The organism is Colwellia polaris (assembly GCF_002104515.1).
Taxonomy (GTDB): domain Bacteria; phylum Pseudomonadota; class Gammaproteobacteria; order Enterobacterales; family Alteromonadaceae; genus Cognaticolwellia; species Cognaticolwellia polaris.
The window spans coordinates 393,828-418,839 of sequence record NZ_NBOE01000002.1; the positions used below are offsets into that span (position 1 = coordinate 393,828).

Below are 25,012 nucleotides of genomic sequence, written 5' to 3' on the forward strand. Positions count from 1 at the left end.
AGGTTAGATGAAAATTCAATTTCAATCTGACTTACAACATCAGTCAGAGGCTATATCGGCAGTAGTAAACCTTTTTGAAGGTCAGGAAGTCTGTAAAAGTGAATTTACAGTTGTGAACACCTACAAACAGGTTAAAGGCCAAATAGCACAACAAGGTAATTTATTTTCGACTTCTACGTTTTCAGACACAGGGGTTGGAAATCGACTATTTTTATTAAATGATGAAGTTTTAGATAACGTTAAAAAGGTTCAACTTAAAAACGGCTTAAAACAATCAGATAAATTGTCTGATTTTGACTTCACCATAGAAATGGAAACGGGAACAGGTAAAACCTATGTTTACTTACGTTCTGCTTTTGAACTTAATAAAAATTACGGTTTTACTAAGTTTGTTATAGTTGTTCCGTCTGTTGCTATACGTGAAGGTGTTGCTAAATCTCTTGATATAACTCAAGAGCACTTTAAAAAAATCTATGGCATAGATGCCGATTGGTTTGTCTATAACTCCGCCAAACCTACCGCTGTTCGTGACTTTGCAACTAATGACAACCTTTCGATTATGGTTATTAATATTGATGCATTTAAAGAAAAAACCACTAAAAAAGAAGGTGAAGCAGGTCAAGTAAGAATGCATACCCGTAGGAATGACCTAAATGATGCAAAACCTATTGAATTAATTCAAGAAACCAACCCTATAGTTATCATTGACGAACCTCAATCTGTAGCAACTACAGACAAGTCAAAAGACGCAATTAAATCCTTAAACCCTCTTTGCACTTTGCGCTATTCAGCAACGCATATAGACAAACTCAATATGCTTTATAAGTTAGATTCTATTGACGCATACGAACAAAAGTTAGTTAAGCAAATTGAAGTCGCTAGTGTTGGTATTAAAAACGATCATAACCAAGCGTATATCAAGTTAGTTTCTGTGAAACCTCAGCCAAGGTCTGCATCAATTGAAGTGGATGTTATGAGTAAAGGTAAAGTTACTAGAAAAAAAGTAACCATTACGCCAAACCAAGATCTTTTTGAAAAAACTAAGAACCCTGTTTATGAAGGGTATGATGTTCTTGATATTTATACTGAAGAAGGTGGTGAATACATTAACTTTCATTCTAAAAGTGATGTCATTTCTTTAGGACAAGCAATTGGTCAAGTTGATGAGCTTTTACAGAAACGTATTCAAATAAGAAAAACGATTGAAGAGCACCTAGATAAAGAAATGCGTTTAACCTCTAAAGGTATAAAGGTATTGAGCTTATTCTTTATAGATAAAGTTTCTAACTATAGAATTTATGACAAAAATAATAACCGTTCTGCTGGTGTTTTCTGTACATATTTTGAAGAAGAGTTCAGAGATATATTAACTAAAAGTCCTAAGTATAAAAAAATATATCCTTCAATATATTTAGAAAATGGTCAAATTAATACTGTTGCTTTAGATGAGTTAATTGCTCAGGTTCATAACGGTTATTTCGCTGCTGATAAAAAGAAAAACTCTAATGGTGACTTGGTTGATGTATATAAAGAATCAACATCAACCCAAGGTGCTTCAGCAAAGTCAGCCGCTGATATTGATGCATATAAACTGATAATGACTGATAAAGAAAAGCTACTTGATTTGAAAGAACCTTTACGCTTTATTTTTTCACATTCTGCATTAAAAGAAGGTTGGGATAATCCAAACGTTTTCCAAATTTGTACTTTAAACGAAAGTGGCTCAACCATTAAAAAACGACAAGAAATTGGTCGCGGTTTACGCATCTGTGTTGATCAGAATGGGGAACGAGTACATGGTTTTGATGTTAATACGTTAACCGTTATGGCAAATGAATCTTATGATGAGTTTGTGTCTGGTTTGCAAAAAGAAATTGAAGAAGAAGAAAATGTTCAATTTGGTATTGTTGAAGATCATTTGTTTGCCAATATTAATGTTGCTGAAGATGGTAAACCAACCGAATACTTAGGAACCGAAAAGTCAGCGCAGCTATTTCAATATATACAAGAGCAAGGCTATATAACTGAAAAAGGTAAAGTTGAAGATAAATTAAAATCTGCAATACAGGATAATAATTTACCATTACCAGAAGAATTTAAAGATGTTCAAAACGTTGTTTTTGACAAACTAAAACAGGTTGTTGGACGTAATTTAAAAATTAAGCCTGCTGATAAAAAAGAACAAGTAAAACTTAATAAGGAAGTCTATTTAAGTAATGAATTTAAAGAACTTTGGGAAAGAATTAAGTACAAAACTAACTTTAAACTTAATTTTGATGAAGCAAAACTGATTGATGAATGTGCTGAAGAAATTAAAGATAATTTAGTTTGTGGCTTTTCTAAATTTGAATATAAGAAAGCTCTTACCGCCATTGAACGTAGCGGCGTAAATATTACTGATGAAAAAATAGCATCTTACGTTTATGAATATCGTGATTTTCCACTACCTGATATCGTTTCTTATCTCCAAGAAGAGACTAATTTAACTAGACGAGCTGTTGTCGAAATCCTTCAAAAAAGTGGTAAATTAGACCACTTTAAAAAGAATCCTCAAAAGTTTATAGAGCAAGCTTGCGATATTATTATTAAGAAAAAACAGTTGTTTATTGTTAATGGTATTAAGTATGAAAAAATAGGTGATCATGCTTTCTTTGATCAAAAACTGTTTGAGAATAACGAATTATTTGGTTACTTGAATAAAAATATGATTGAAGCCAAACGTTGTGTACATGATTACGTTGTTTATGACTCTGAAACGGAAGAGTTATTTGCTAAAGAGTTAGAAAAGCGTGATGAAGTTAAGCTATATGCAAAACTACCTAGCCGTTGGTTTAAGATAGATACACCTTTAGGTACTTATAACCCTGATTGGGCTGTACTCATTGAAAAGGATGGTTCTGAACACTTATATTTTGTTGTTGAAACCAAGAGTTCAATGCTCAGCTCTGATCTTAGAGAAGCTGAAAATAAGAAAATAAAGTGTGGTAAAGAGCACTTTAAAGCGATTGGGGATAATGCTGAATTCTTAAAAGCTAAAGATTATGACAGTTTTGCTAATCAAATAGTTTAAAAGTACTTAATACGACTGTAACTTGCTTACAGTCGTACATTACTTTACATTTCAAATAGATTGGAAGAAATTAATGCAAACAGGGAAATCCACGATAAAAGATATTTTTGGTGACACCAGAATATTTAATATACCCGTCTACCAAAGGGCTTATTCTTGGGAAGTTGAAGAAAACTTAAAAGATTTTTTATCAGATATTGTTAATCAACATGAAGATCGGAGTTACTTCTTAGGCTCATTTCTTTTTCATATAAATGGGAATAAAAACGAGTTTTCAATCGTTGATATTGTTGATGGGCAGCAAAGGCTCACAACCTTTATAATTTTTATAAATGCACTCATAGAAAAGTTAATTTCCAACTCATCTAGTTTGGTTTCCAGTAGAACAATTAGAAAATTCATCAAAGATGAAGAGTTCTATAAACTTCAAACAGATAATGAAGACTCTGTATTTTTGCATAGCGTTATATTGGATGATCAGAAAGTATCAATAATTGACATTAAAACTAATTCTCAAAGACTTTTGTTAGAAGCAAAAAATTACTTCAATACCGAATTAGATAAACTTGATATTGTAAATTTAGAGAAAATATATAACACAGCAACTAATGCAGATGTTTTGCTCTATGTCGTTGATCAAATCAATACGGCAACACAAATATTTGAATTGTTAAATGATAGGGGAAGAAAGCTAACTGATCTTGAATCAATTAAGAGCTTTTTGATGTATAACGCTGGATTAGTATCTCAAAACCCAGATCAAATCATCAGAAATATTCAACTCGAATTCGCTGAAATTTATAGACTAGCTGAAGAGTATGAGATTAGCGATAGGGACGTACTTCGTTATCATAATATTGCTTTTGAGAATTGTCCCGCAGATTTTCAAGAAAAGCCAAAAGAGTATATCAAACTAAAAATAGCCAAATTGGTTAATAACCCAGAAACTAAAAGTGAAGCGCTGAAAGAAATTAGATCTTATGCAACACGCCTTAAAAATAGTTTTAAAATTTACTCAAGTATTCAAGATGAAAAACAAATCAATCGTAATTTAGCGCAGTTATTCATGATTGGACGAGTTGCCCCTTTTTACCCTGTACTGATGAAAATCTACAGAGACAAAAAAGAAGATTTAGATAGGTTATTGCAAGCGATAAACCAGTTTACGTTTAGGGCATCTTTGGTAGGGCTTCGTAGCAACGGTGAAAGTTACCTATATACACGACTAAGAAGAAATGAAGATGTAATAGGGCTTGTACAAGATTTTACTCAAAGTAATTGGTGGAATATAAATAGTAGAGCATTAGAAGCAGTTCATTATGAAAACCATTATGAATGGTTAAGCAAAAACTCTGTACGTTATGTTTTGTTTTCTTATGAGAACAAATTGCGTCACGCTAAAGGTTTTCCTCAACTCACCTTGAAAGAGTATTTCACAACAAGAGAAAGGGAAAAACTGAGTATTGAGCATATATCAGCCCAAAGGGCTAAAAATGTTAAGTATGATGATGAGTTTCATGAGTCCTACAAGCATAATATCGGAAACTTAGTCATTGATTATGCCGCTTCTAATTCAAGCAAAGGAAATAAGAATACAGCAGATAAGTTAGAAGCCTTTAAATTAGCGCCTTTGATGTCACAAAATGAAATAGATGGTGTCCCTTGTGATTGGGGGAATGTAGAAAGCATAAAAAGCTACATAAAACAGCGTGAAGAGATGATGAAAGATTTTGTCTTAACCCACTTTCAGTTATCCATCTAACTTTTACTAACAAGGATGTTATGTAATGAAAATTCCAATTGGGATAGATAAAGACACCTCTGAGCTAATCTTAATCGAAGATTTAACTGAGGAACAAAGGGGGTTAAAGAGCAACTGTATATGCCCTGAGTGTAAATCTGAACTTGTGGCACGAATGGGGGACAAGACTGTCTGGCATTTTGCTCACTATAGAGGAAATGAAAGTGAGTCGTGCCAAGAAACAGCTCTTCATTTGTTAGGAAAGTATGTCTTATCAAAGCTTAAAACAATCCCTCTTATTGACTTTGATAACCAAACCTATTCGCGTAAAGACATATTAGGTAGAAGTTACAGTACAGAAAATAAATCATTATTCGGTAAAAAAAAGATTGAACTCAAAAGCGCAGAAGTAGAAAAAACAATCGGTACAGTTAGGTCTGATGTTTTTGTTTCTGCGGTTTATGAAGGTGTTGATCTTGATATTAATTTTGAAATAAAGGTTTGGCATAAAGTAGATGATGCCAAAGAAGATAAGCTTAAGGTACTTGAGCTAAATACGGTTGAAATTGATATCTCGAATTTACTCCAAGAGAGGGATATAGGTTTTAAAGAAGTAAAACAAGAACTTGAACAAGCCTATAATCAAAAAATTATTAACTTAACAAACCAATTCATTAATCATGTAAATCGGCACCTTACAGAGCAACTAGATCGGAAGGTTGACTGTATTAATAATGGGTTAAGACAATGGATTAATCTAGTAGAGCGGTACTTTTTACAAAGTGGCTTTAAACTACCTTGCTATGAATTCATCTTTCAAAAAATACCAACAAACAAGTTTGGTGAAATAATAAAATCTAAGCTTCCTAGCCCTCCTCAATTAGATAAACGGATTAGAGTCAAAGGCTTTCAGCATACCAAGGGTATGAACTTTGAATTGGTTGCTCAATCAGGAAGTGAGCTAAAGCCTATTGGTGTTTTAATTGATGAACAATTTGATAATGTGACTGACACTGAGAATTTGACGAATACCCCAAATTTATTGGTATTTGATATTGAAAGCTTGAATCAACCGCCAGAGCTTATTAGAGCCAAATGGGGTAAAAACAAAATTGCTTTAGACTATATAGAAAAGTGTAATGGCATTATCGAAGGAGAATTAGCTAAGAGAAAGCAATTTGAACAGAAGCGGTTAGATCAAAGTTTAGAGCGTGCTGAAGTATTAATATCGACTTCTGAAAAGGTTATTAGTCAGGACTACGATAAAATTAAAAATTTATCTGTGAGATACTTTAAAGATCTAGTCAATAAAGGCTTTGAACAAGAATATTTAAATTTGCTTATTTGGGAAGATATAGATCCTAACTGGATTTATGGTTGCCAACCTAAACTATGGCAGATGATATTGATTAGGGATATTTGTTGGGTTAACAATGATGGTGTTGAAGTTGGTTTTTCAGCTAAAAGGCTAGGACAACTAGGCGTAGATCTAGTAAGTCCATATAAGGACTTAATGTACAAGTCAAAACTTCTAAAAGCCAAAGGAATTGAAATGCCATTTGTTACTCCTTACAAAATGCTAATGGCTTATTTTGAATACTTAAAAATGCATGGTTTTTTATCTGGTGGTTTTGGTGCTAGGTACAAAAAGCAGCATATATATGGTGATAGTTTTAAAAAATTCAATACACATCAACGTGCGATAACTTGATAGTTTAATCTATAACAACATCCCTTTTATTCTATATATGGTAAAATCTCTTTTATTTAGTTTGAATATCGAGATTCAGCAACGTGCCGTATACAGAATTATTAGCCCCTATTAGATCTTTTTTACAATGCGAGACCCCTGACGAATGGGTTATAGAAGCTAAAAAGGCTGAAAACTTGCCAGTTCTTCTCTTGGACCATTTGATATGTGAATTGAAAGCTGGACAAACAGCGATGTGGTTAATTCGTAAATATGCTGCTGATAAAAAAAGTGGTGAAGCACTGCTTGAGTGGTTTCAACCTTATGAGAAATTTGTTTATAAAAAAGAGGGTTCTTTAGAGTCTTTGGCAGAGCATTACAAATTAACAAAGGATATTGTTCCTAAGAGTGATTCTGACTTCGGACAGGATTTGATAGATAAGATGGTGCTTCTTATTAAAGAAGAGTTACACCATTTTTACCAAGTTCTAGAAATCATGGTTACACGAGGTATACCTTACGATAATATTACTGCTAGTCGTTATGCTAAAGGCATGATGAAGCATGTGAGGACTCATGAGCCAGCAATTTTAATTGATAAGTTAATTTGCGGTGCTTATATCGAAGCTCGTTCTTGTGAACGATTTGCAAAATTAGCCCCACATTTAGATGATGAACTTAATAAGTTCTACGTTTCTTTACTGCGTTCAGAGGCAAGGCATTATCAAGATTACTTGGCACTAGCTGAACAAGTCGCTGGCGAAGATATTTCCGAAAGAATCAAGTTCTTTGGTGAAGTGGAAGCTGAGTTGATCTCTACTCCTGACACTGATTTTAAATTCCACAGTGGTATACCTAATAAAGATTGAAATTAACTTAGAAATTTTATTTAGAAATATAGGTTAAACGAATTGAGGTTCTATGAAGAACCTGCTTTAATAGCAGTTTGCACACTCAATATGTTTGTGAGCTAAAGGCCGCACAATCAGCGATGTTCATGATCCGAAAATATGCAGTTGATAAAGCGGGTAGTGATGCATTGTTAGCGTGGTTACAACCTTTTGAAGCCTTTATATATAAACGAGAAGGCGACTGGCGGTTATTAGCGGCGAAAAATAAACTGACTAAATCAGTCGTGCCGAAATCTAGCTCGCCCTATGGACAAAATTTAATTGATAAAATGGTATTGTTGATTAAAGAAGAGCTTCATCATTTTTATCAAGTACTAGAAGTCATGGATGAATATGGTGTTGAGTATCGAAGTATTACGCCTTGTCGTTATGCAAAAGGGATGTTAACACATGTTAAAACCTTCGAACCTGATGCGCTAATAGACAAGTTGATTGTCGGTGCTTTTATCGAAGCAAGATCATGCGAACGATTTGCAATGCTAGCACCCCATTTAGATAAACGCTTAGGTGACTTTTATTTATCATTATTAAGGTCTGAAGCTCGTCATTATCAAGATTATTTAACCTTGGCGAAAGAAATTGCAGGTCCAGATCAAAGTGACAAAGTAGAGAGCCGCGTTGCTTATTTTGCAGATATTGAGGCCAGCTTAATTACAAGTGAAGACTCAGACTTTAAATTCCACAGCGGCGTGCCTAAAATTGCTATGAACTAATCTAAAGTCAATCTAGATTATACATAAGCTAATGATTCCACTATAATAACAAAAATTTGTTAAATAATGTACGTTGGGTAGATTTTTACAGCACTGTATGCATGTGCTAAGTGTGCATACATAAATGTACAGCTAAAAATTTCAAAACTACAAAGAAAATCACCACTGGAGAACAACCTTGAATAATAAGCAAAATAAAAATGCCAATGCGCGTTTATTTTCTCGCTACAACCTAATAACTGCAGCCGTTTCACTAGCAATTGCTACACCTTTATATGCAAATGAACAAGCTACAGAGACAAAAGTAGAGAGTAAAATTGAAAGTATTACCGTAACGGCAACAAAACGTTCACAAGTGATTTATGAAGTACCCGTTGCAATTAGTGCTTTTAGTGGTGAAGCACTAGGTAAACAAGGAATTTCAGATTTAACTGATGTTGGTAAATTTGTACCAAACCTAAATGTTACAGGCTTTTCAGCCGGGCATACTTCTTCAGCTAACCCTTTTATTCGTGGTATTGGTTTACAAGACCATTTGATAACCACAGATCCTGGCGTTAGCGTTTATGTAGATGGTGTTTATCTAGGCAGACAAGTTGGCCAAAACTGGAACCTAAATAACATTGAAAGAATTGAGGTTTTACGTGGTCCACAAGGTACGCTATATGGCCGAAATTCTATCGGTGGTGCAATAAATATTATAACTAAAGAGCCTGATGCTGAAGCAGTAACAAAACTGGGTTTAGATGTAGGTACGCGCGGTAGATTGAAAGCTGATGCGTTTATCAATAGAGCAATTAGCGATACTGTTTCATTCAATTTAAATGCAGGTTATAACCATCGTGATGGTTTAGGTACATTCATTAACTTGCCTAATGCAGAATACGATGTTGGTGAAACTAAAGAATTATATGGCCGCTTATCAGTAAAGTATGAGCCAAATGAAGATTTTAATGTTGTACTTACTGCAGATATTAATGATGGTGAAGGGGGTTTAAGACCTTACACGACGTTAATTGATGAAATACCAACGGGTGCATATTATACCGGTGAGCGTTTTGGTTCTCCAACGCCCTCAGGCCCACTAAGAAATTCTGATGTAGCCGCCAACCCATACAATAATGCTACTGGCACTGAAGAAATTTCAACGGTAAGTAACAGTGCTAATGGTGTCTCTATCACTGCTGATTACAACTTGTCAGATACTTATTCAACTAAACTTGTTGTAAGTCACCGTACCTCAGAATATAAAGCAGGCTTGGATGATGACAGCACAATTTTCGCTTTAGATCATTACCCTGAAGAAGGTGATGCGGATCAAACCTCTGTAGAATTGCAGTTAAACGGTTATTTCGACGAGTTTGACTTTGTTTCGGGCCTTTATTGGTTTAATGAAACGGGTAGTAACTACCAAGGTGAAGATTCAAGTTTTAATGGTGGCCCTAATTTATTAGCCCTTGATCAAGAAACCACTAGTCGCGCGGTATTTGTAAACGTGGGCTATGATGTCTCTGATGAACTAAGAGTTTCAGGCGGCTTACGTTATACCAAAGATAAAAAATCAGCTACCGCTAATGTCGGTATCGGCCCTTTTTCAGCGCATGATGCTTGGAACGAACTAAGTTACGATTTATCGGTAAGCTACAGACTTGAAAATGACCTTAATGTTTACGCCAGTATTCAAAATGGGTATCAGTCTGGTCAATTCCCAGCACGCCCATATTGTTTGTTTGGCGACCCTACCTGTTTTGTTGCCTCTGAAAATATTACCGCGGTTAACTACGAAGTTGGCTTAAAAGGTATGGTTACTGACGAATTTAGTATGAGTATCGCTGTATTTAATACTAATTATGATGATTTACCATATCAAGTAAGTACAACTTCTGAAGCCGGATTCGATACCAGTAACTTAGTGGTTAAGCAAACATCGCGTGGTATTGAATGGGAAAGTACTGCTTATTTCACTGAAAACTTTAAACTTCATACTAGCTTAGGTTACATAGATGTTGATGTTGATGAGCAAGATGGTGTAAAACCTGTTGCACCACTCACACCAAAAATTACGGCTTCAATTAGCCCTATGTATGACTTTACTTTGGAAAGTGGCGCGAATATATCAACAAGAATTGACTATTCATTCCGTGATGAAATGTACGGCGAACCAAGCTCTGATCCTGGTCGTTTAACTGAAATTGAAAGTCGTGCATTAGTTAACTTTAATATTAACTTTACACCTGCTGAAGGTGATTGGAGCGTTGCTTTATACGGACATAATATTTTTGACAAACGTTATGACAATGCACGTTTAAATACCGGTGATTATATATTACAAATCATGAGCAACGACGCGAGTGAGTTTGGCTTGAGATTTAAAACAGCTTTTTAAAAATCTTATATATGAACTATATGTATGATTATTAAATGTTAAAAAACAGCAAATGATCTACATTACCAGCCCAACGAGCGTAATTCGTTGGGCTTTTTTATATATTGTTAATAATAGTAAGAGGCTAAATTTCATCATTATATAATACCAATTGACTTAATGAATCGGTCAATTTTAAACGAGGATAAACTTTCAGTAGCAAGGCGCTTGATTGACCAATAGCAGGCTATTGGGATTGAAAGCAACGTAGATACTGGATATTTAAACCGCTTTTACATGATCGATTGTTTATATCAATTGGTATAAGTACTTAGCTAGATTAGGTTTTATTTCATATTATAACTCGATAATATACAAACACGTTTTTCTATAACACTGAAATTTAAATAACAAGGAGAATAACTAATGCGCAATATGATTGCATTGGTAGGTGCTGTAGCATGCTTATCTGCCTGCCAGCCACATAGTTCAACACAAACCACTCAAGAACCCTCTAAAATTGAGACTACTCAAAGTGTTACACAAAATAAATTAAGTGAATCTGCAAGGCTTAATCAGTGGTTTGCTACTAAGTATGAAGAGCAACTACAAAGTAGCCCAATGATGCTGACATTTTTGGGACGTAAAGAAAAATACGACCAAATTAATGATATGTCAGTAGCGTTCGAGAAAAAGCAGTTAGCTCGGCAAGCGGCAAGTGTGGAAGAGCTTAAATCGAATTTCGATTATAACAAGCTGACAGCTGAAGCTAAAATATCTTACGACATTTGGATTTATCAGAATACACAAGCTCAAGCTGGACAAGAATTCACTAATAACGGTTATATTTTTACACAATTTAATGGCATTCAATCATTTGCTGCAGAGTTTCTAATTAACTTTCATCGCGTAGATGACTTTAGCGATATGCAAGCTTATATCAAGCGAATTAAAGGTGTTAGTGTTGCTATTGGTCAATTATTGGTAAGAGCTCAAGAAAATGCTGCAGCCGGCACTCGACCGCCTAAATTTGCCTACGAAGGTGTTATAGAACAATCAAAAAACTTGATCAGAGGTATACCATTCTCAAATGCTGAAGGAGCGAGTGCTTCACCCCTTTGGCAAGACGTACAGCGAAAAGTATCAGCCTTAGTTGATGCTGACAAAATAACAGCAGAGCAAGCGTTATCATTAAAAAATGATGCAAAAGCACAACTCGAAAATTATTTCTTACCTAGCTACCAAGCATTAATTACCTGGTTTGAAAAAGATATAGTAAATACAGCGAGTAATCCTACAGGCGTTTCAACACAAAAAAATGGTCAAGCGTTTTATGACTATATGATAGGCGTATCTACAACAACTGAATTATCTGCTAATGCTATCCACGATATTGGTCTTAAAGAAGTTGATCGCATTACTCAAGAAATGATCGCCATTAAAAATCGTGTGGGTTTCGAAGGTGATTTATCTGCATTTTTTAATTTTATTAAAACCGATGAACAGTTCTTTTACCCTAATACGGATGCGGGTCGTCAGGGCTATATTACTGACACTGAAACGTATTTAGACTTTATTAACGGAAAATTGCCAGAATATTTCGGTATTTTACCCAAAGCAGCATTAACCGTTAAGCGGGTTGAAGCATTCAGAGAGCAAGATGGCGCAGCACAACATTATAGTCCTGGCACAGCAGACGGAAGTCGTTCAGGGGTTTATTACGCTCACCTTTCAGATATGACGGCCATGCCGAAAAATGAAATGGAAGGCGTTGCTTATCACGAAGGTAACCCAGGTCATCATATGCAAATCTCGATTGCCCAGGAGCTAACTTCAATACCACAGTTTCGTACGCAAGCTAACTTTACTGCATACAGCGAAGGTTGGGGCTTATATGCTGAATTGTTAGCAAAAGAAATGGGCGCCTATCAAGATGACTTTTCTGATTTTGGCCGCTTGGTTAACGAAATGTGGCGTGCAGTTCGTTTAGTGGTAGACACCGGCTTACACACAAAAGGTTGGACTGAAGAGCAAGCAATTGCTTACTTTAAAGAGAAAACGCCCATTGCTGAAGAAGCCATTGTTTCTGAAGTGCGTCGATACTTAGTATTACCGGGCCAAGCAACGTCTTATAAAATAGGCATGTTGAAAATAATAGCGTTACGTGAAAATGCAAAGCAAAAGCTTGGCGAGCGTTTCGACATTCGAGGTTTTCACGATACTGTACTAGGTGGCGGTGCTATGCCATTGGCTATTTTAGAACGTAGAGTGAATGACTGGGTCGATAGTCAAATGTCTAAGTAATTATACAAAACGCTGAAGTGTTTAATTTGAAGAGAGCCCAAGATGAAAGTCTGGGCTTTTTTATTTTAAGTCATCGTTAAAAAAAATTTATTTAACGATTTCAAAAGGTTTATCTAATAACTCCATAGATTCAGGCGTTACTTTTAACCAAGCTCCTTGTTCGTACCAATCGCCAAGTACAATTCTTTGAGCATGCTGGTTATTAGCTATTACATCATGCACCGCAGGTCTGTGGGTATGACCATGAATTAATGTTTGACTTTGATATTGTTCTAAACAAAGAATAACTTCACTTTCAGTAACATCCATAATATCTTGCGACTTCATTGCCGTAGCAGAAGCGCTTTGTTCACGATAATTATCTGCAATTTTTCGTCGAACAAACAAAGGTAAGCTTTTTATCATGGCTTGCCACCACCAGCTTCGAGACTTTTTACGGAAAGCTTGATAACCAGTATCACGTGTACAAAGGCTATCGCCATGCATTATAACGACAGGGGAGCCATATAAATCAATCAGAGTTACTTCAGGCAACAACGTCATATTAGCTTGTTTAGCAAAGCGCTTACCTAATAAAAAGTCGCGATTTCCATGAATAAAATAAATTTTACAGCCAAGCACTGATAACGCTTTTATCGCTTGAGCAATTTGTAAAATAAAAGAGCTATCATCATCGTCACCTATCCAATATTCGAATAAGTCGCCTAAAATATATAGTACTTGTGCTTTTGGGGCTTCATTTTTCAAAAAAGACAAAAAACAGGCCGTAATATCAGGCCTGTTTTGCGCTAAATGTAAATCAGCAATAAAATACGTTACCGCTGATTTATCATGTAAATGAGAAGTCTCACTCATACTTTTTACGTATTAACCGAGCGTTAAGCTACGATTGTTTCTTCAATAAGTATTTCTTCTTTTGGCACATCGTCATGGAAACCCATACGACCAGTATCAACTAAAGTCATTTTATCAACGATGTCCATGCCTTCAACGACTTTACCAAATACACAGTAACCCCAGCCTTGAACGTCTTCGCTTTTGAAGTTTAGGAAGTCGTTATCAGCTAAGTTAATAAAAAATTGTGCTGAAGCTGAGTGCGGCTCTTGTGTACGCGCCATAGCTAAAGTACCACGAGCATTGGCTAAACCATTGTTTGCTTCATTTTTAATAGACTCACGACTATTTTTTTCGTCCATACCTGATGCAAAACCACCGCCTTGCGCCATAAAACCTTTAATTACACGGTGAAAAATAGTGCCGTTATAAAAGCCATCTTCAGCATATTGTTGAAAGTTTTTTGCAGTAACAGGTGCGTTATCAAAATCTAATTCAATTTTAATGTCGCCTAAAGTTGTTTTAAATGTGATCATTTTTTTACTCATAAATATAAAGGAAATGTAATGAGGTAAATTGTAACTTAATAAAAGAAACATTTCTTGGCAAAATGTCTTGAAAATTAATCGCTAAATATTACAGCAAATACCGCCAAGCTAATGATTCATTGCAATACTTGGGGTACAATTGCGATAATTCCCACTCTGGGAGTAACAGAATTTAATCAAGTATTGATATTACATAGGAAAAACAGTCGTTATGTTGCAAATTTATAATACCTTAAGCAGGAAAAAAGAAGTTTTTAAGCCGATCACTTCCAACAAGGTAGGTTTATACGTTTGCGGTATTACTATTTATGACCGTTGCCATATTGGCCACGCCAGAACCTATGTTGCTTTCGATATTATCGCTCGTTACTTTACATACTTAGGTTACGACCTAACACATGTTCGTAATATTACTGATGTAGACGATAAAATAATTCAACGTGCAAAAGAAAATGGTGAAAGCTGTGAAGCGTTAACCTTGCGTATGACCGAGCAAATGTATCAAGACTTTGATGATCTTAATATTATGCGCCCAGATATTGCACCAACAGTAACAGGGCATATGGATGAAATTATCGCTTTGGTTGAACGTTTAATCGAACGCAAGCATGCTTATGTTGCCAGCAACGGTGATGTTATGTTTGAAGTTAGCACTTACAAAGATTATGGCAAATTAAGTTTGCAAAATTTGGATATGTTGCAGACTGGATCTCGCGTAGATGTTGATGAGGCTAAACGTAGCCCGTTAGATTTTGTACTTTGGAAAATGGCTAAGCCTGATGAACCTAGCTGGGAATCACCTTGGGGTAAAGGTCGTCCTGGCTGGCATATTGAATGTTCTGCGATGAACTTAAAGCATTTAGGTGAGCATTTTGATATTCATGGCGGCGGCTCAGACTTACAGTTTCCTCACCATGAAAATGAAATTGCACAATCTTGCTGTGCACACGACACACCTTATGTTAATTATTGGATGCATGGCGGTATGGTGCAAATTAACAAAGAAAAAATGTCTAAATCGTTAAATAACTTTTTTACCTTACGCAGCGTGCTTGATGAATACGACGCTGAAAGCGTTAGGTTCTTTTTAACTTCTAGCCATTACCGCAGCCAATTAAATTACTCGCAAGATAATTTAACCCAGGCTCGTGCCAGTTTAGAGCGAATTTATACGGCTTTGCGTGATCTAACACCGGTAAAAGTAGAGCTAAAAGGTAATGAATACGTGCAACGCTTTGAGAAAGCGATGAATGATGATTTTAATTGCCCTGAAGCTATGCCGGTATTATTTGAGCTAGCGAAAGAAATTAATCGCCTTAAAGCAACGGATAAAGCAGAAGCGTCTAAGCTTGCTTATATTTTAGTTTCACTTGGCGAAGTTTTAGGTGTTGCACAAAACTCACCAGAAGATTTCTTCCAAGGTGGTGATTCTAACAGCGATGAAACGGCAGAAATTGAAGCGTTAATAAAGCAACGCAATGATGCTCGCGCAAATAAAGACTGGGCAATGGCAGATGACGCCCGAGATAAATTAGCGGCATTAAATATTATTTTAGAAGATGGTGCTGGCGGTACAACCTGGCGCAAGGCGTAATTTATCTGTCTTAATGTTTGTTAGCTTGAGCTAGTAATCTGAATAGCTAAGTAATGTTAAGTTAAACAATAAAATACTATGTTAAAACTAAAAACAGCCTGCAATTGCAGGCTGTTTTGTTATCAGCTACAGCTTCAATATTTAACTTTAACAGAAGCTTTTATGATGTCGTTATATTTAGTGGTGAAATTCTTCACAAGCAATAAGGGTATTTTCAATTAAACTCGCAACTGTCATTGGGCCTACACCGCCCGGAACAGGAGTGATATAAGCCGCGCTATCTTTAGCCTTTTCAAAACCTACGTCGCCAACTAATTTTCCGCTTTCTAAACGGTTAATACCTACATCAATAACAATAGCACCACTTTTAATCCATTCGCCAGGGATAAACTCAGGCTTACCAACAGCAACCACTAGCAGATCGGCATTTCGAATTTTAGCTTCTAAGTTTTTGGTGAATCTATGCGTAGTGGTTACGGTGCAACCTGCGAGTAGTAGCTCAAGTGTCATTGGGCGACCAACAATATTAGATGCGCCTACAACAACAGCTTCTAATCCGTGTGGGTCTATTCCTGTTGAAGCAATTAAGGTCATGATGCCTTTAGGTGTACAAGGGCGCAGACCTGGTTGACGTAATGCCAACTTACCAACATTATTCGGGTGAAAGCCATCGACATCTTTTAATGGGTTAATATGTTCAATAATAAGATTTGCATCTAAACCAGCAGGTAAAGGTAGCTGAACAAGAATGCCATCAATAGCATTATCGTTATTTAATTCATCGATTAGATTGAAAAGTTCATCTTGGCTTGTGCTAGGTGGTAAATCATACGAGCGAGAAACAAAGCCAACTTCTTCACAAGCTTTTCTTTTACTACCAACATAAACTTGAGATGCAGGATCTGAACCTACTAAAATTACGGCTAATCCTGGAGCGCGTAAGCCGTTTTCTATACGTTTTTGAACTTTATCTTTAACAGAATGGCGTAGTTGTTGAGCGATCAACTTACCGTCAATAAGAGCTGCAGTCATAATTCTTCACAATAGGCTAATAAACATCGCTATTTTCGCATACTAGCAAGACTATTTGTAGAAAATAAATGCATAGTTCGGAGAAATATTGGCTTTTTGAATAAATAGCGTTAGCAAAGGACGTTTTTTATTTTATTGCTCAATATTAGTGGTATTTTAACCAAGCTGCTGTAAAAGTGAGCGAACGCACATTTATTTAAAAAAAGTGTTTGACGCGCAACGGGCAACTAGGTAATATCCGCACCCGTTGAGAACGCAAGTGTTTTTAACAAATGTCGGTGATTAGCGCAGCTTGGTAGCGCACTTGGTTTGGGTCCAAGGGGTCGCAAGTTCGAATCTTGCATCACCGACCACTTTTTTTTAATTACTTTGTTTATTTTTAAATATAAGTAATATAAAAATAAGTAACTGGTTTAGATATTTAAGTTAAATCGCAAGATTAAATTTAACATCAAAACTGCTTCTTACATTTATTGTGAGAAAAGGATAAATTTTATATAATGAAATTTGTTCTGCATCTGTAGGCAATGTGCGCCCTTAGCTCAGCTGGATAGAGCAACGCCCTTCTAAGGCGTGGGTCGTAGGTTCAAATCCTACAGGGCGTGCCATACAGTGGTGGCTATAGCTCAGTTGGTAGAGCCCCGGATTGTGATTCCGGTTGTCGAGGGTTCAAGTCCCTTTAGCCACCCCATCTTTCTGTATGCATTATAGAAGAAGTAAAAAAGTATATCGGTGATTAGCGCAGCTTGGTAGCGCACTTGGTTTGGGTCCAAGGGGTCGCAAGTTCGAATCTTGCATCACCGACCACTTCTTATTTTATATTTATCATCTTAGTTACACTATAATTTCAGCCCAATAGGTACAACTTCGGGTTAAGAAATAAATTATAAGTACAAGTTTTAAACCTCATCATTAACCTCTATTTATCAAATAAATATATTCATTCTAGCTTTTTAGTCATATTTATCATTTATATAGCATTAAATTTTGATTTATTTGCGTTCTAAGCTCGACTCTTGTTTAAAGCACCGCTATAATTTCGCGTCATTATTTTAATCTGAACATCTTTATTCGGGTTTTCCGGGCTCTGTTTACATAAGCTAAACAAGCTGAAAGCATAATTTTTTATTAAGTTGTGTTGACTATATTTAGATGCGTTATAGAAAGCGTGCATACGCTAAGTTTTTTGAGGTAATTAAATGCAAGTTTCAGTTGAGACTACACAAGGTTTGGAGCGTCGTTTAACGATTTCAGTTCCTGCCGAAACAGTAGATGTTGAAGTTAAAAACCGTCTTCGCCATATCGGTAAAACACAGCGTATAAATGGTTTCCGTCCAGGTAAAGTTCCTGCGTCAGTAATTCAAAAGCGTTACGGCCAGTCTGTTCGTCAAGAAGTTGCTGGTGAATTAATGCAACGTAACTTTGTTGATGCGATTGTAGCTGAGAAATTAAACCCAGCAGGTCGTCCATCGTTCGTTGCAAAAAGCAATGAAGATGGTAAAGCGTTAGAGTTTGAAGCAACATTTGAAGTTTACCCAGAAGTAGCTTTAAAAGATTTAGACAAAATAGCGGTAGAGCGTCCAGATGTTGACGTTACCGATGCTGATCTTGACGAAATGTTTGAAACGTTACAGAACCAACATAAAACGTGGAAAGAAAACAAACGTAAATCTAAGAAAGGCGATAAGCTAACAATCGATTTCACAGGTCGTGTAGACGGTGAAGAGTTTGAAGGTGGCAAAGCTGAAGCTTTTGACCTTGAGCTAGGCGCAGGTCGTATGATCCCTGGTTTTGAGAAAGATATCATTGGCATGAAAGCTGGTGAAGAAAAAACCATTACTGTAACTTTCCCTGATGATTACCATGCTGAAAAGCTTAAAGGTAAAGATGCAGAGTTCGATATCGTTGTTCATAAAACTGAAGGCCCAGTATTGCCAGAAGTAGATGACGAATTTGCGAAACTTTTCGGTGTTGAAGAAGGTGGTGTTGCTGCACTTCGTGAAGAAGTAAGCAAAAACATGACACGCGAACTTAATCAAGCGGTTAAAGCTAAAGTTAAAGAGCAAGTAATCGAAGGTTTACTTGAAGTTAGCGAATTAGAAATTCCTGCTGCGTTAATCGCACAAGAAGTTGATGTTTTGCGTAAGCAAGCAATGCAACGTTTTGCTGACCAAATGGATCCAAACAACTTACCTGAACTTCCTGCAGAAATGTTTGAAGAACAAGCAAAGAAACGTGTTAAAACAGGTTTATTGTTAGGTGAAGTGATCAAAGTTAACGAATTAAAAGTTGACGAAGCTAAAGTAACTGAGTTAATTGAATCAGCTGCATCAGCTTATGAAGACCCAGCTGAAGTTATTGAGTACTACAAAACTAACAAAGAACTTGCTCAACAAATGCAAAATGTTGCATTAGAAGAGCAAGCTGTTGAGTTTTTACTTGGTAGCGCTAAAGTTAAAAACAAAAAAGCCAGTTTCAAAGATATCATGAATCCTGAAGGTAAATAGACCTTTTAGATTGACATTTTGCTGAGCAATCGCTTAAATGGCTTGTATGGGGACATATGAGCCATTTTTTTATAAAAAAGGAAAGTTAGTTGTTTACTTCTCACAATAATTCTCACGATTTAACGAGCATGACCGAAAGTGCGTTAGTACCTATGGTTGTTGAGCAAACCGCCAAAGGCGAGCGCTCTTACGATATATATTCAAGACTATTAAAAGAGCGTGTTATTTTTCTTTGCGGTCAAGTTGAAGACCACATGGCGAACTTAATTGTTGCGCAAATGCTATTTTTAGAGTCAGAAAGCCCAGATAAAGATATTTATTTATATATCAATTCTCCAGGTGGTTCTGTAACTGCTGGTATGGCGATTTACGACACCATGAAATTCATCAAGCCAAACATTAGCACAGTATGTATTGGTCAAGCGGCAAGTATGGGGGCATTTTTACTTTCTGGTGGTGAAAAAGGTAAACGTTACTGCTTACCTAATGCTCGCGTGATGATCCATCAACCTCTTGGTGGTTTCCAAGGTCAAGCGTCTGATTTTGAAATACATGCAAAAGAAATTTTATACATAAAAGGCAAGCTTAACCGTTTAATGGCTGAGCATACAGGCCAATCACTTGAGAAAGTATCAGGCGATACAGACCGTGATAACTTCTTAAGTGCAGAAAGTGCAGTTGAATATGGCTTAGTTGATGCCATATTAGAACAAAGAATCGATAAGTAACGGTCTTCTAAATTATCCGTGTTGTTATTTACACGATTTATGAAATACTGTTTAGTCATAGTTTGTAAAAAATTTTAATATTAGAGGTACCGTATGACCGATATGAAAACAGGTGACGGTGATGACGGTAAGCTACTTTATTGCTCGTTTTGTGGTAAAAGCCAGCATGAAGTACGTAAGTTAATTGCAGGTCCTTCTGTCTTTGTTTGTGATGAATGTGTTGAGTTATGTAACGACATTATTCGTGAAGAAATTAAAGAGATTGCGCCTAAGCAAGATAAAGAAAGCTTACCAACGCCAAAAGAAATTCGTGAAAGCCTTGATGATTATGTTATCGGGCAAGAACACGCTAAAAAAGTACTCGCTGTAGCGGTTTATAATCATTATAAACGTTTACGGAACGGTGACTCACATAATGGTGTAGAGCTTAGCAAAAGTAATATTTTGTTAATTGGTCCTACAGGTAGTGGTAAAACATTATTAGCGCAAACCTTAGCGCGCTTACTTGATGTGCCGTTTACTATGGCTGATGCTACAACATTAACCGAAGCCGGTTATGTGGGTGAAGATGTTGAAAACATTATTCAGAAGCTATTACAAAAATGTGACTACGACGTTGAGAAAGCACAGCGCGGTATAGTTTACATTGATGAAATTGATAAAATTTCACGTAAATCAGACAACCCATCTATTACCCGTGATGTATCAGGTGAAGGTGTTCAGCAAGCTTTATTAAAGCTTATTGAAGGTACTATTGCTTCTGTTCCTCCACAAGGGGGTCGTAAGCATCCACAACAAGAGTTTTTACAGGTTGATACCTCTAAAATCTTATTTATCTGTGGCGGTGCTTTTGCTGGCCTTGATAAAGTTGTTGAACAACGCTGTCATACCGGTACGGGAATTGGTTTTGGTGCTACAGTACGTGGCAAAGACCAAGAGAAATCGTTAACAGAACGTTTTCAAGATGTAGAACCTGAAGATCTAGTTAAATATGGTTTAATTCCAGAGTTTATTGGACGCTTACCGGTAGTAGCTACACTAACTGAACTTGATGAAAGCGCACTGATCCAAATATTGCAAGAGCCTAAAAATGCTTTAACTAAGCAATTTAAAGCACTCTTTGATATGGAGAATGTTGAGCTTGAATTTAGAGAAGACGCTTTAACTGCAATTGCACATAAAGCCATGGTACGTAAAACAGGTGCTCGAGGTTTACGTTCTATTGTTGAAGGGGTTTTACTTGAAACCATGTATGAAATACCTTCAATGGACAATGCCACTAAAGTTGTTGTTGATGAAACCGTTATTAAAGGTGAATCTAAGCCGATTATTATTTATGAAACGCAACAAGATAAAGCGTCTTCAGAATAACAGCTAAGCTATTTAATGATTAAAAGTGGCGTTATCCAGCATGGGTAACGCCACTTTTTTTTATTCATCAGTTGAAAGTATTTACAAACACCCCATATACAAATACATATCTTTAAAAATAACATCATATTATTTACCGAGAGAGTAACCAATGACTAAAGAGTTATCTGGCGTAGTTGAAATTCCCGTATTAGCCTTACGTGATGTCGTTGTCTATCCGCAAATGGTTATCCCATTGTTTGTTGGTCGCGAAAAATCTATCCGTTGTCTTGATATTGCTAATGAAAATGATAAGCAAATTTTCCTTGTAGCACAAAAAGATGCCGCAGTTGACGACCCAACACAAGACGATTTATATACAACCGGCACCATTGCTACCATTTTACAAATGCTTAAATTACCTGACGGTACGGTTAAAGTATTAGTTGAAGGCGTGCGTCGTGCTCAAATAACTGAGTATGTAGAAACCGCGGAATACTTTACAGCTAACGCTGATTTCCTCCATGTAGAAGGCGCTCCTGACGATAGTACTGAGGTGTTAATACGCTCGGCTATTTCTCAGTTCGAAGGCTACGTTAAGTTAAATAAGAAAATACCTCCTGAGGTATTAACTTCGGTATCGGGTATTGATGATGCTGAACAGCTAGCTGATACCATGGCTGCGCACATGCCGCTTAAGTTAGTTGATAAACAAAAAGTGTTAGAAATTACTCATGTTTCAGAGCGCCTTGAATTTTTAATGGCCTTAATGGAAGGTGAGATTGACTTATTGCAAGTTGAGAAAAAAATACGCACTCGTGTTAAAAAACAAATGGAAAAAAGCCAGCGCGAATATTATTTGAATGAGCAAATGAAAGCGATTCAAAAAGAGCTGGGTGATGATGAAGAGGGCTCGAACGAAGTTGAGCAAATCGAAAAGCAGATTGAAGCAGCTCAAATGCCTAAAGAAGCTAAAGAGAAAACCTTAACAGAATTAAAGAAATTGAAAATGATGTCGCCAATGTCTGCGGAAGCAACTGTTGTGCGAAGTTACATCGATTGGATGATCAGCGTACCTTGGAAAAAACGCAGTAAATTAAAGCGTAACCTTAAATTAGCACAAGAAGTGTTAGACAAAGATCATTACGGGCTAGATAAAGTTAAAGAGCGGATACTTGAGTATTTGGCCGTTCAGCAACGTGTAAGCCAGTTAAAAGGGCCAATATTATGTTTAGTAGGGCCTCCTGGTGTAGGTAAAACCTCGTTAGGGCAATCTATTGCTAAATCAACCGGACGTAAATATGTTCGTATGGCATTGGGTGGTGTTCGCGATGAAGCTGAAATACGTGGTCACAGAAGAACCTATATTGGGTCTTTACCAGGTAAACTAATTCAAAAAATTGCCAAAGTTGGTGTGAAAAACCCGTTATTTTTACTCGATGAAATAGATAAAATGGCTTCTGATATGCGTGGTGATCCTGCATCAGCACTTCTAGAAGTACTAGACCCAGAGCAAAACAGTAGCTTTAATGATCACTACTTAGAAGTAGATTACGATCTTTCTGACGTGATGTTCGTTGCTACGTCAAACAGTATGGATATTCCTGGGCCTTTACTTGACCGCATGGAGGTTATTCGTTTATCGGGTTACACCGAAGATGAAAAACTTAACATCGCTAAAAATCATTTGTTAAATAAACAAATAGAACGTAATGGTTTAAAGAATACTGAAATTGAAATTGAAGACAGTGCGATTATTGGCATTATTCGTTATTACACTCGAGAAGCGGGTGTGCGTGCTTTAGAGCGCGATATTTCTAAGTTATGTCGAAAAGCCGTTAAATCTATACTTTTAGACAAGAAAGTTAAAAAAGTAACGATTAGCCAAGACAATTTATCTGAATTCTTAGGCGTACAACGTTTTGATTATGGCAAAGCTGATGATGAAAATCGCGTAGGCTTAGTTACTGGTCTTGCATGGACTCAAGTGGGTGGCGAGCTGCTTACCATTGAAACGGCCTCTGTGCCAGGTAAAGGTAAGCTAAGTTATACCGGCTCGTTGGGTGACGTTATGCAAGAATCTATTCAAGCAGCCATGACCGTTGTGCGAAGCCGTACCGAAAAGTTACGTATTAATTACGATTTTTATGAAAAACGTGATATTCATGTACATGTGCCTGAAGGGGCAACACCTAAAGATGGTCCAAGTGCCGGTATTGGAATGTGTACGGCATTAGTTTCAAGCCTAACAGGTAATCCTGTAAAAGCGGATGTAGCAATGACAGGCGAAATAACTCTACGTGGTGAAGTTTTAGCCATTGGTGGTTTAAAAGAAAAGCTACTTGCTGCAAATCGTGGTGGTATAAAAACGGTTGTTATTCCAAAAGATAATGAGCGAGATTTGAAAGAAATACCTGACAATGTGAAGGCTGATTTAGCTATTTACCCTGTTAAATGGATAGACGAAGTGTTAAAAATTGCTTTAGAACATCCGGTTGAAAAGTGGCAGTTAGAAAAATAAATGGCTAAAAAACAGCTGTTTTTGTTAAAAAAGTTAAAAAATTAGCAAAAAAGTTGAAAAAAATGCAATTAACGCTTTTCAAACGCTGAAACTATGGTAAGTTAATGACGCTGATAACGCTAGAGCCCCTACGTATAGGGGGCATAGTAGAGATAAAAATAATTATCAATATTTTTAGTTTTCTTTAACTCGGTGCTTGATGTTCAAAAAGAAGCAAACTATAAGGCTTCTGCAGGACGCTAAACAAAGATAGCGCTGAAAAATAACAATTGAAGGGGAATACACTGTGAATAAATCTCAACTTATCGAGAAAATTGCTGCTGGCGCTGACATTTCTAAAGCTGCGGCTGGTCGTGCATTAGATTCATTTATCGAAGCAGTTACAGAAGAATTAAAGGGCGGCGATCAAGTTGCTCTTGTAGGTTTTGGTACTTTTTCAGTACGCGACCGTGCAGCACGTACAGGCCGTAACCCACAAACTGGTGCGACTATTGAAATCGCAGCAGCTAAAATTCCATCTTTTAAAGCTGGTAAAGCACTTAAAGATGCATGTAATGGCTAATCACTAGCTTTTGCTATTGATTGCTTATTAAGCCGCTTTTAAAGCGGCTTAATTGTATCTGGCGTATAAGTTATTATACTCTGTACCAATATCATAAAATAATGTATCGCCAAGCTCATCCCTCCTGTGAAAGAGTTTTCTTACTTGTTTTAAATATAGTAAGAAAAACGAGTACACTTTTATTACAGTTTACCTGAATTTAGTATGATATTTTCTCTTCTATTAACTCGCAACGTTTGCAAGTTGTTCTGTAAAAAAACTTAATATTGAATAACGTTAACATTGAATGTTTTTTGTGCCAGTTAATACTCGCGTCACTTTATTACACTTTAACTTAATGACTAAAGGCGATGGCCTTTATTACGATGAATATGCATTTTTCTCCGTCGGAATAGCTATTAATAATCGCTGATAATTGTTACTCTACGACGCGATTAAAAGGTATGTATATAACGTGGGTATTTATTGATTTACGTTAATTATGGTTTCTACAACGTTTATATCAAACGAAATAAACGATAGCTTTAACATAGGTATAAATT

16 protein-coding genes and 4 tRNA genes are annotated in these 25,012 nt (G+C 36.4%); 17 read left to right on the forward strand and 3 right to left on the reverse strand.

What is annotated here, in order from left to right:
• Positions 1-7: 7 nt before the first annotated feature.
• The 7 genes from B6A32_RS06130 (at position 8) to B6A32_RS06160 (ending at position 12,794) form a co-directional block, all read left to right on the forward strand.
• The gene (locus B6A32_RS06130) at positions 8-3,070 is read left to right on the forward strand and encodes a type III restriction-modification system endonuclease (RefSeq protein WP_085302021.1); all 3,063 of its coding nucleotides are present in this window, start codon (positions 8-10) and stop codon (positions 3,068-3,070) included.
• 73 nt (positions 3,071-3,143) lie between these two features.
• Positions 3,144-4,832 (forward strand): DUF262 domain-containing protein, encoded by a 1,689-nt coding sequence (locus B6A32_RS06135; protein WP_085302023.1) that lies wholly within the window; start codon positions 3,144-3,146, stop codon positions 4,830-4,832.
• Positions 4,833-4,857: 25 nt separating this feature from the next.
• On the forward strand, positions 4,858-6,522 hold the full coding sequence (locus B6A32_RS06140; protein WP_085302026.1) for a competence protein CoiA family protein: 1,665 nt from the start codon (positions 4,858-4,860) through the stop codon (positions 6,520-6,522).
• Between the two features lie 83 nt (positions 6,523-6,605).
• Positions 6,606-7,370: a tRNA isopentenyl-2-thiomethyl-A-37 hydroxylase MiaE gene (miaE, locus tag B6A32_RS06145; protein WP_198946870.1), complete on the forward strand. Its 765-nt coding sequence runs from the start codon at positions 6,606-6,608 to the stop codon at positions 7,368-7,370.
• A 77-nt stretch (positions 7,371-7,447) separates the two neighbouring features.
• Positions 7,448-8,125, forward strand: coding sequence for a tRNA isopentenyl-2-thiomethyl-A-37 hydroxylase MiaE (gene miaE, locus B6A32_RS06150; RefSeq protein ID WP_101685916.1), 678 nt, complete (start codon positions 7,448-7,450; stop codon positions 8,123-8,125).
• A gap of 178 nt (positions 8,126-8,303) precedes the next feature.
• Positions 8,304-10,511, forward strand: a complete 2,208-nt coding sequence (locus tag B6A32_RS06155) for a TonB-dependent receptor (RefSeq protein WP_085302030.1) — start codon at positions 8,304-8,306, stop codon at positions 10,509-10,511.
• Positions 10,512-10,916: 405 nt separating this feature from the next.
• The gene (locus B6A32_RS06160) at positions 10,917-12,794 is read left to right on the forward strand and encodes a DUF885 domain-containing protein (protein WP_085302033.1); all 1,878 of its coding nucleotides are present in this window, start codon (positions 10,917-10,919) and stop codon (positions 12,792-12,794) included.
• Positions 12,795-12,881: 87 nt separating this feature from the next.
• On the opposite strand, the gene lpxH is transcribed toward B6A32_RS06160, so the two are convergent.
• Together lpxH and B6A32_RS06170 are read right to left on the reverse strand one after the other, a co-directional pair.
• Positions 12,882-13,649, reverse strand: a complete 768-nt coding sequence (gene lpxH / locus B6A32_RS06165; RefSeq protein ID WP_085302035.1) for a UDP-2,3-diacylglucosamine diphosphatase — start codon at positions 13,647-13,649, stop codon at positions 12,882-12,884.
• Between the two features lie 23 nt (positions 13,650-13,672).
• Entirely contained in the window at positions 13,673-14,164 is a 492-nt protein-coding gene (locus tag B6A32_RS06170; protein ID WP_085302378.1) for a peptidylprolyl isomerase, read from the reverse strand.
• Positions 14,165-14,387: 223 nt separating this feature from the next.
• On the opposite strand from B6A32_RS06170, the gene cysS reads away from it, so the two are divergent.
• Complete coding sequence (cysS, locus tag B6A32_RS06175) at positions 14,388-15,770, forward strand: cysteine--tRNA ligase (RefSeq protein WP_085302037.1); 1,383 nt, start codon at positions 14,388-14,390, stop codon at positions 15,768-15,770.
• A gap of 177 nt (positions 15,771-15,947) precedes the next feature.
• Here cysS and folD read toward each other — a convergent pair whose 3' ends face one another.
• Positions 15,948-16,802: a bifunctional methylenetetrahydrofolate dehydrogenase/methenyltetrahydrofolate cyclohydrolase FolD gene (gene folD, locus B6A32_RS06180; protein WP_085302039.1), complete on the reverse strand. Its 855-nt coding sequence runs from the start codon at positions 16,800-16,802 to the stop codon at positions 15,948-15,950.
• Between the two features lie 276 nt (positions 16,803-17,078).
• On the opposite strand from folD, the gene B6A32_RS06185 reads away from it, so the two are divergent.
• The 9 genes from B6A32_RS06185 (at position 17,079) to hupB (ending at position 24,470) form a co-directional block, all read left to right on the forward strand.
• Positions 17,079-17,155, forward strand: a tRNA-Pro gene (locus B6A32_RS06185).
• 178 nt (positions 17,156-17,333) lie between these two features.
• A tRNA-Arg gene (locus B6A32_RS06190) sits at positions 17,334-17,410 on the forward strand.
• A 7-nt stretch (positions 17,411-17,417) separates the two neighbouring features.
• Positions 17,418-17,493, forward strand: a tRNA-His gene (locus tag B6A32_RS06195).
• Positions 17,494-17,532: 39 nt separating this feature from the next.
• A tRNA-Pro gene (locus B6A32_RS06200) sits at positions 17,533-17,609 on the forward strand.
• Between the two features lie 392 nt (positions 17,610-18,001).
• The gene (gene tig, locus B6A32_RS06205) at positions 18,002-19,309 is read left to right on the forward strand and encodes a trigger factor (RefSeq protein ID WP_085302041.1); all 1,308 of its coding nucleotides are present in this window, start codon (positions 18,002-18,004) and stop codon (positions 19,307-19,309) included.
• 128 nt (positions 19,310-19,437) lie between these two features.
• The gene (gene clpP / locus B6A32_RS06210; RefSeq protein ID WP_085302379.1) at positions 19,438-20,037 is read left to right on the forward strand and encodes an ATP-dependent Clp endopeptidase proteolytic subunit ClpP; all 600 of its coding nucleotides are present in this window, start codon (positions 19,438-19,440) and stop codon (positions 20,035-20,037) included.
• A gap of 93 nt (positions 20,038-20,130) precedes the next feature.
• Entirely contained in the window at positions 20,131-21,408 is a 1,278-nt protein-coding gene (clpX, locus tag B6A32_RS06215; protein ID WP_085302042.1) for an ATP-dependent protease ATP-binding subunit ClpX, read from the forward strand.
• A gap of 151 nt (positions 21,409-21,559) precedes the next feature.
• On the forward strand, positions 21,560-23,908 hold the full coding sequence (lon, locus tag B6A32_RS06220; RefSeq protein WP_085302044.1) for an endopeptidase La: 2,349 nt from the start codon (positions 21,560-21,562) through the stop codon (positions 23,906-23,908).
• A gap of 286 nt (positions 23,909-24,194) precedes the next feature.
• Complete coding sequence (gene hupB, locus B6A32_RS06225) at positions 24,195-24,470, forward strand: nucleoid-associated protein HU-beta (protein WP_085302046.1); 276 nt, start codon at positions 24,195-24,197, stop codon at positions 24,468-24,470.
• Positions 24,471-25,012: the final 542 nt, after the last annotated feature.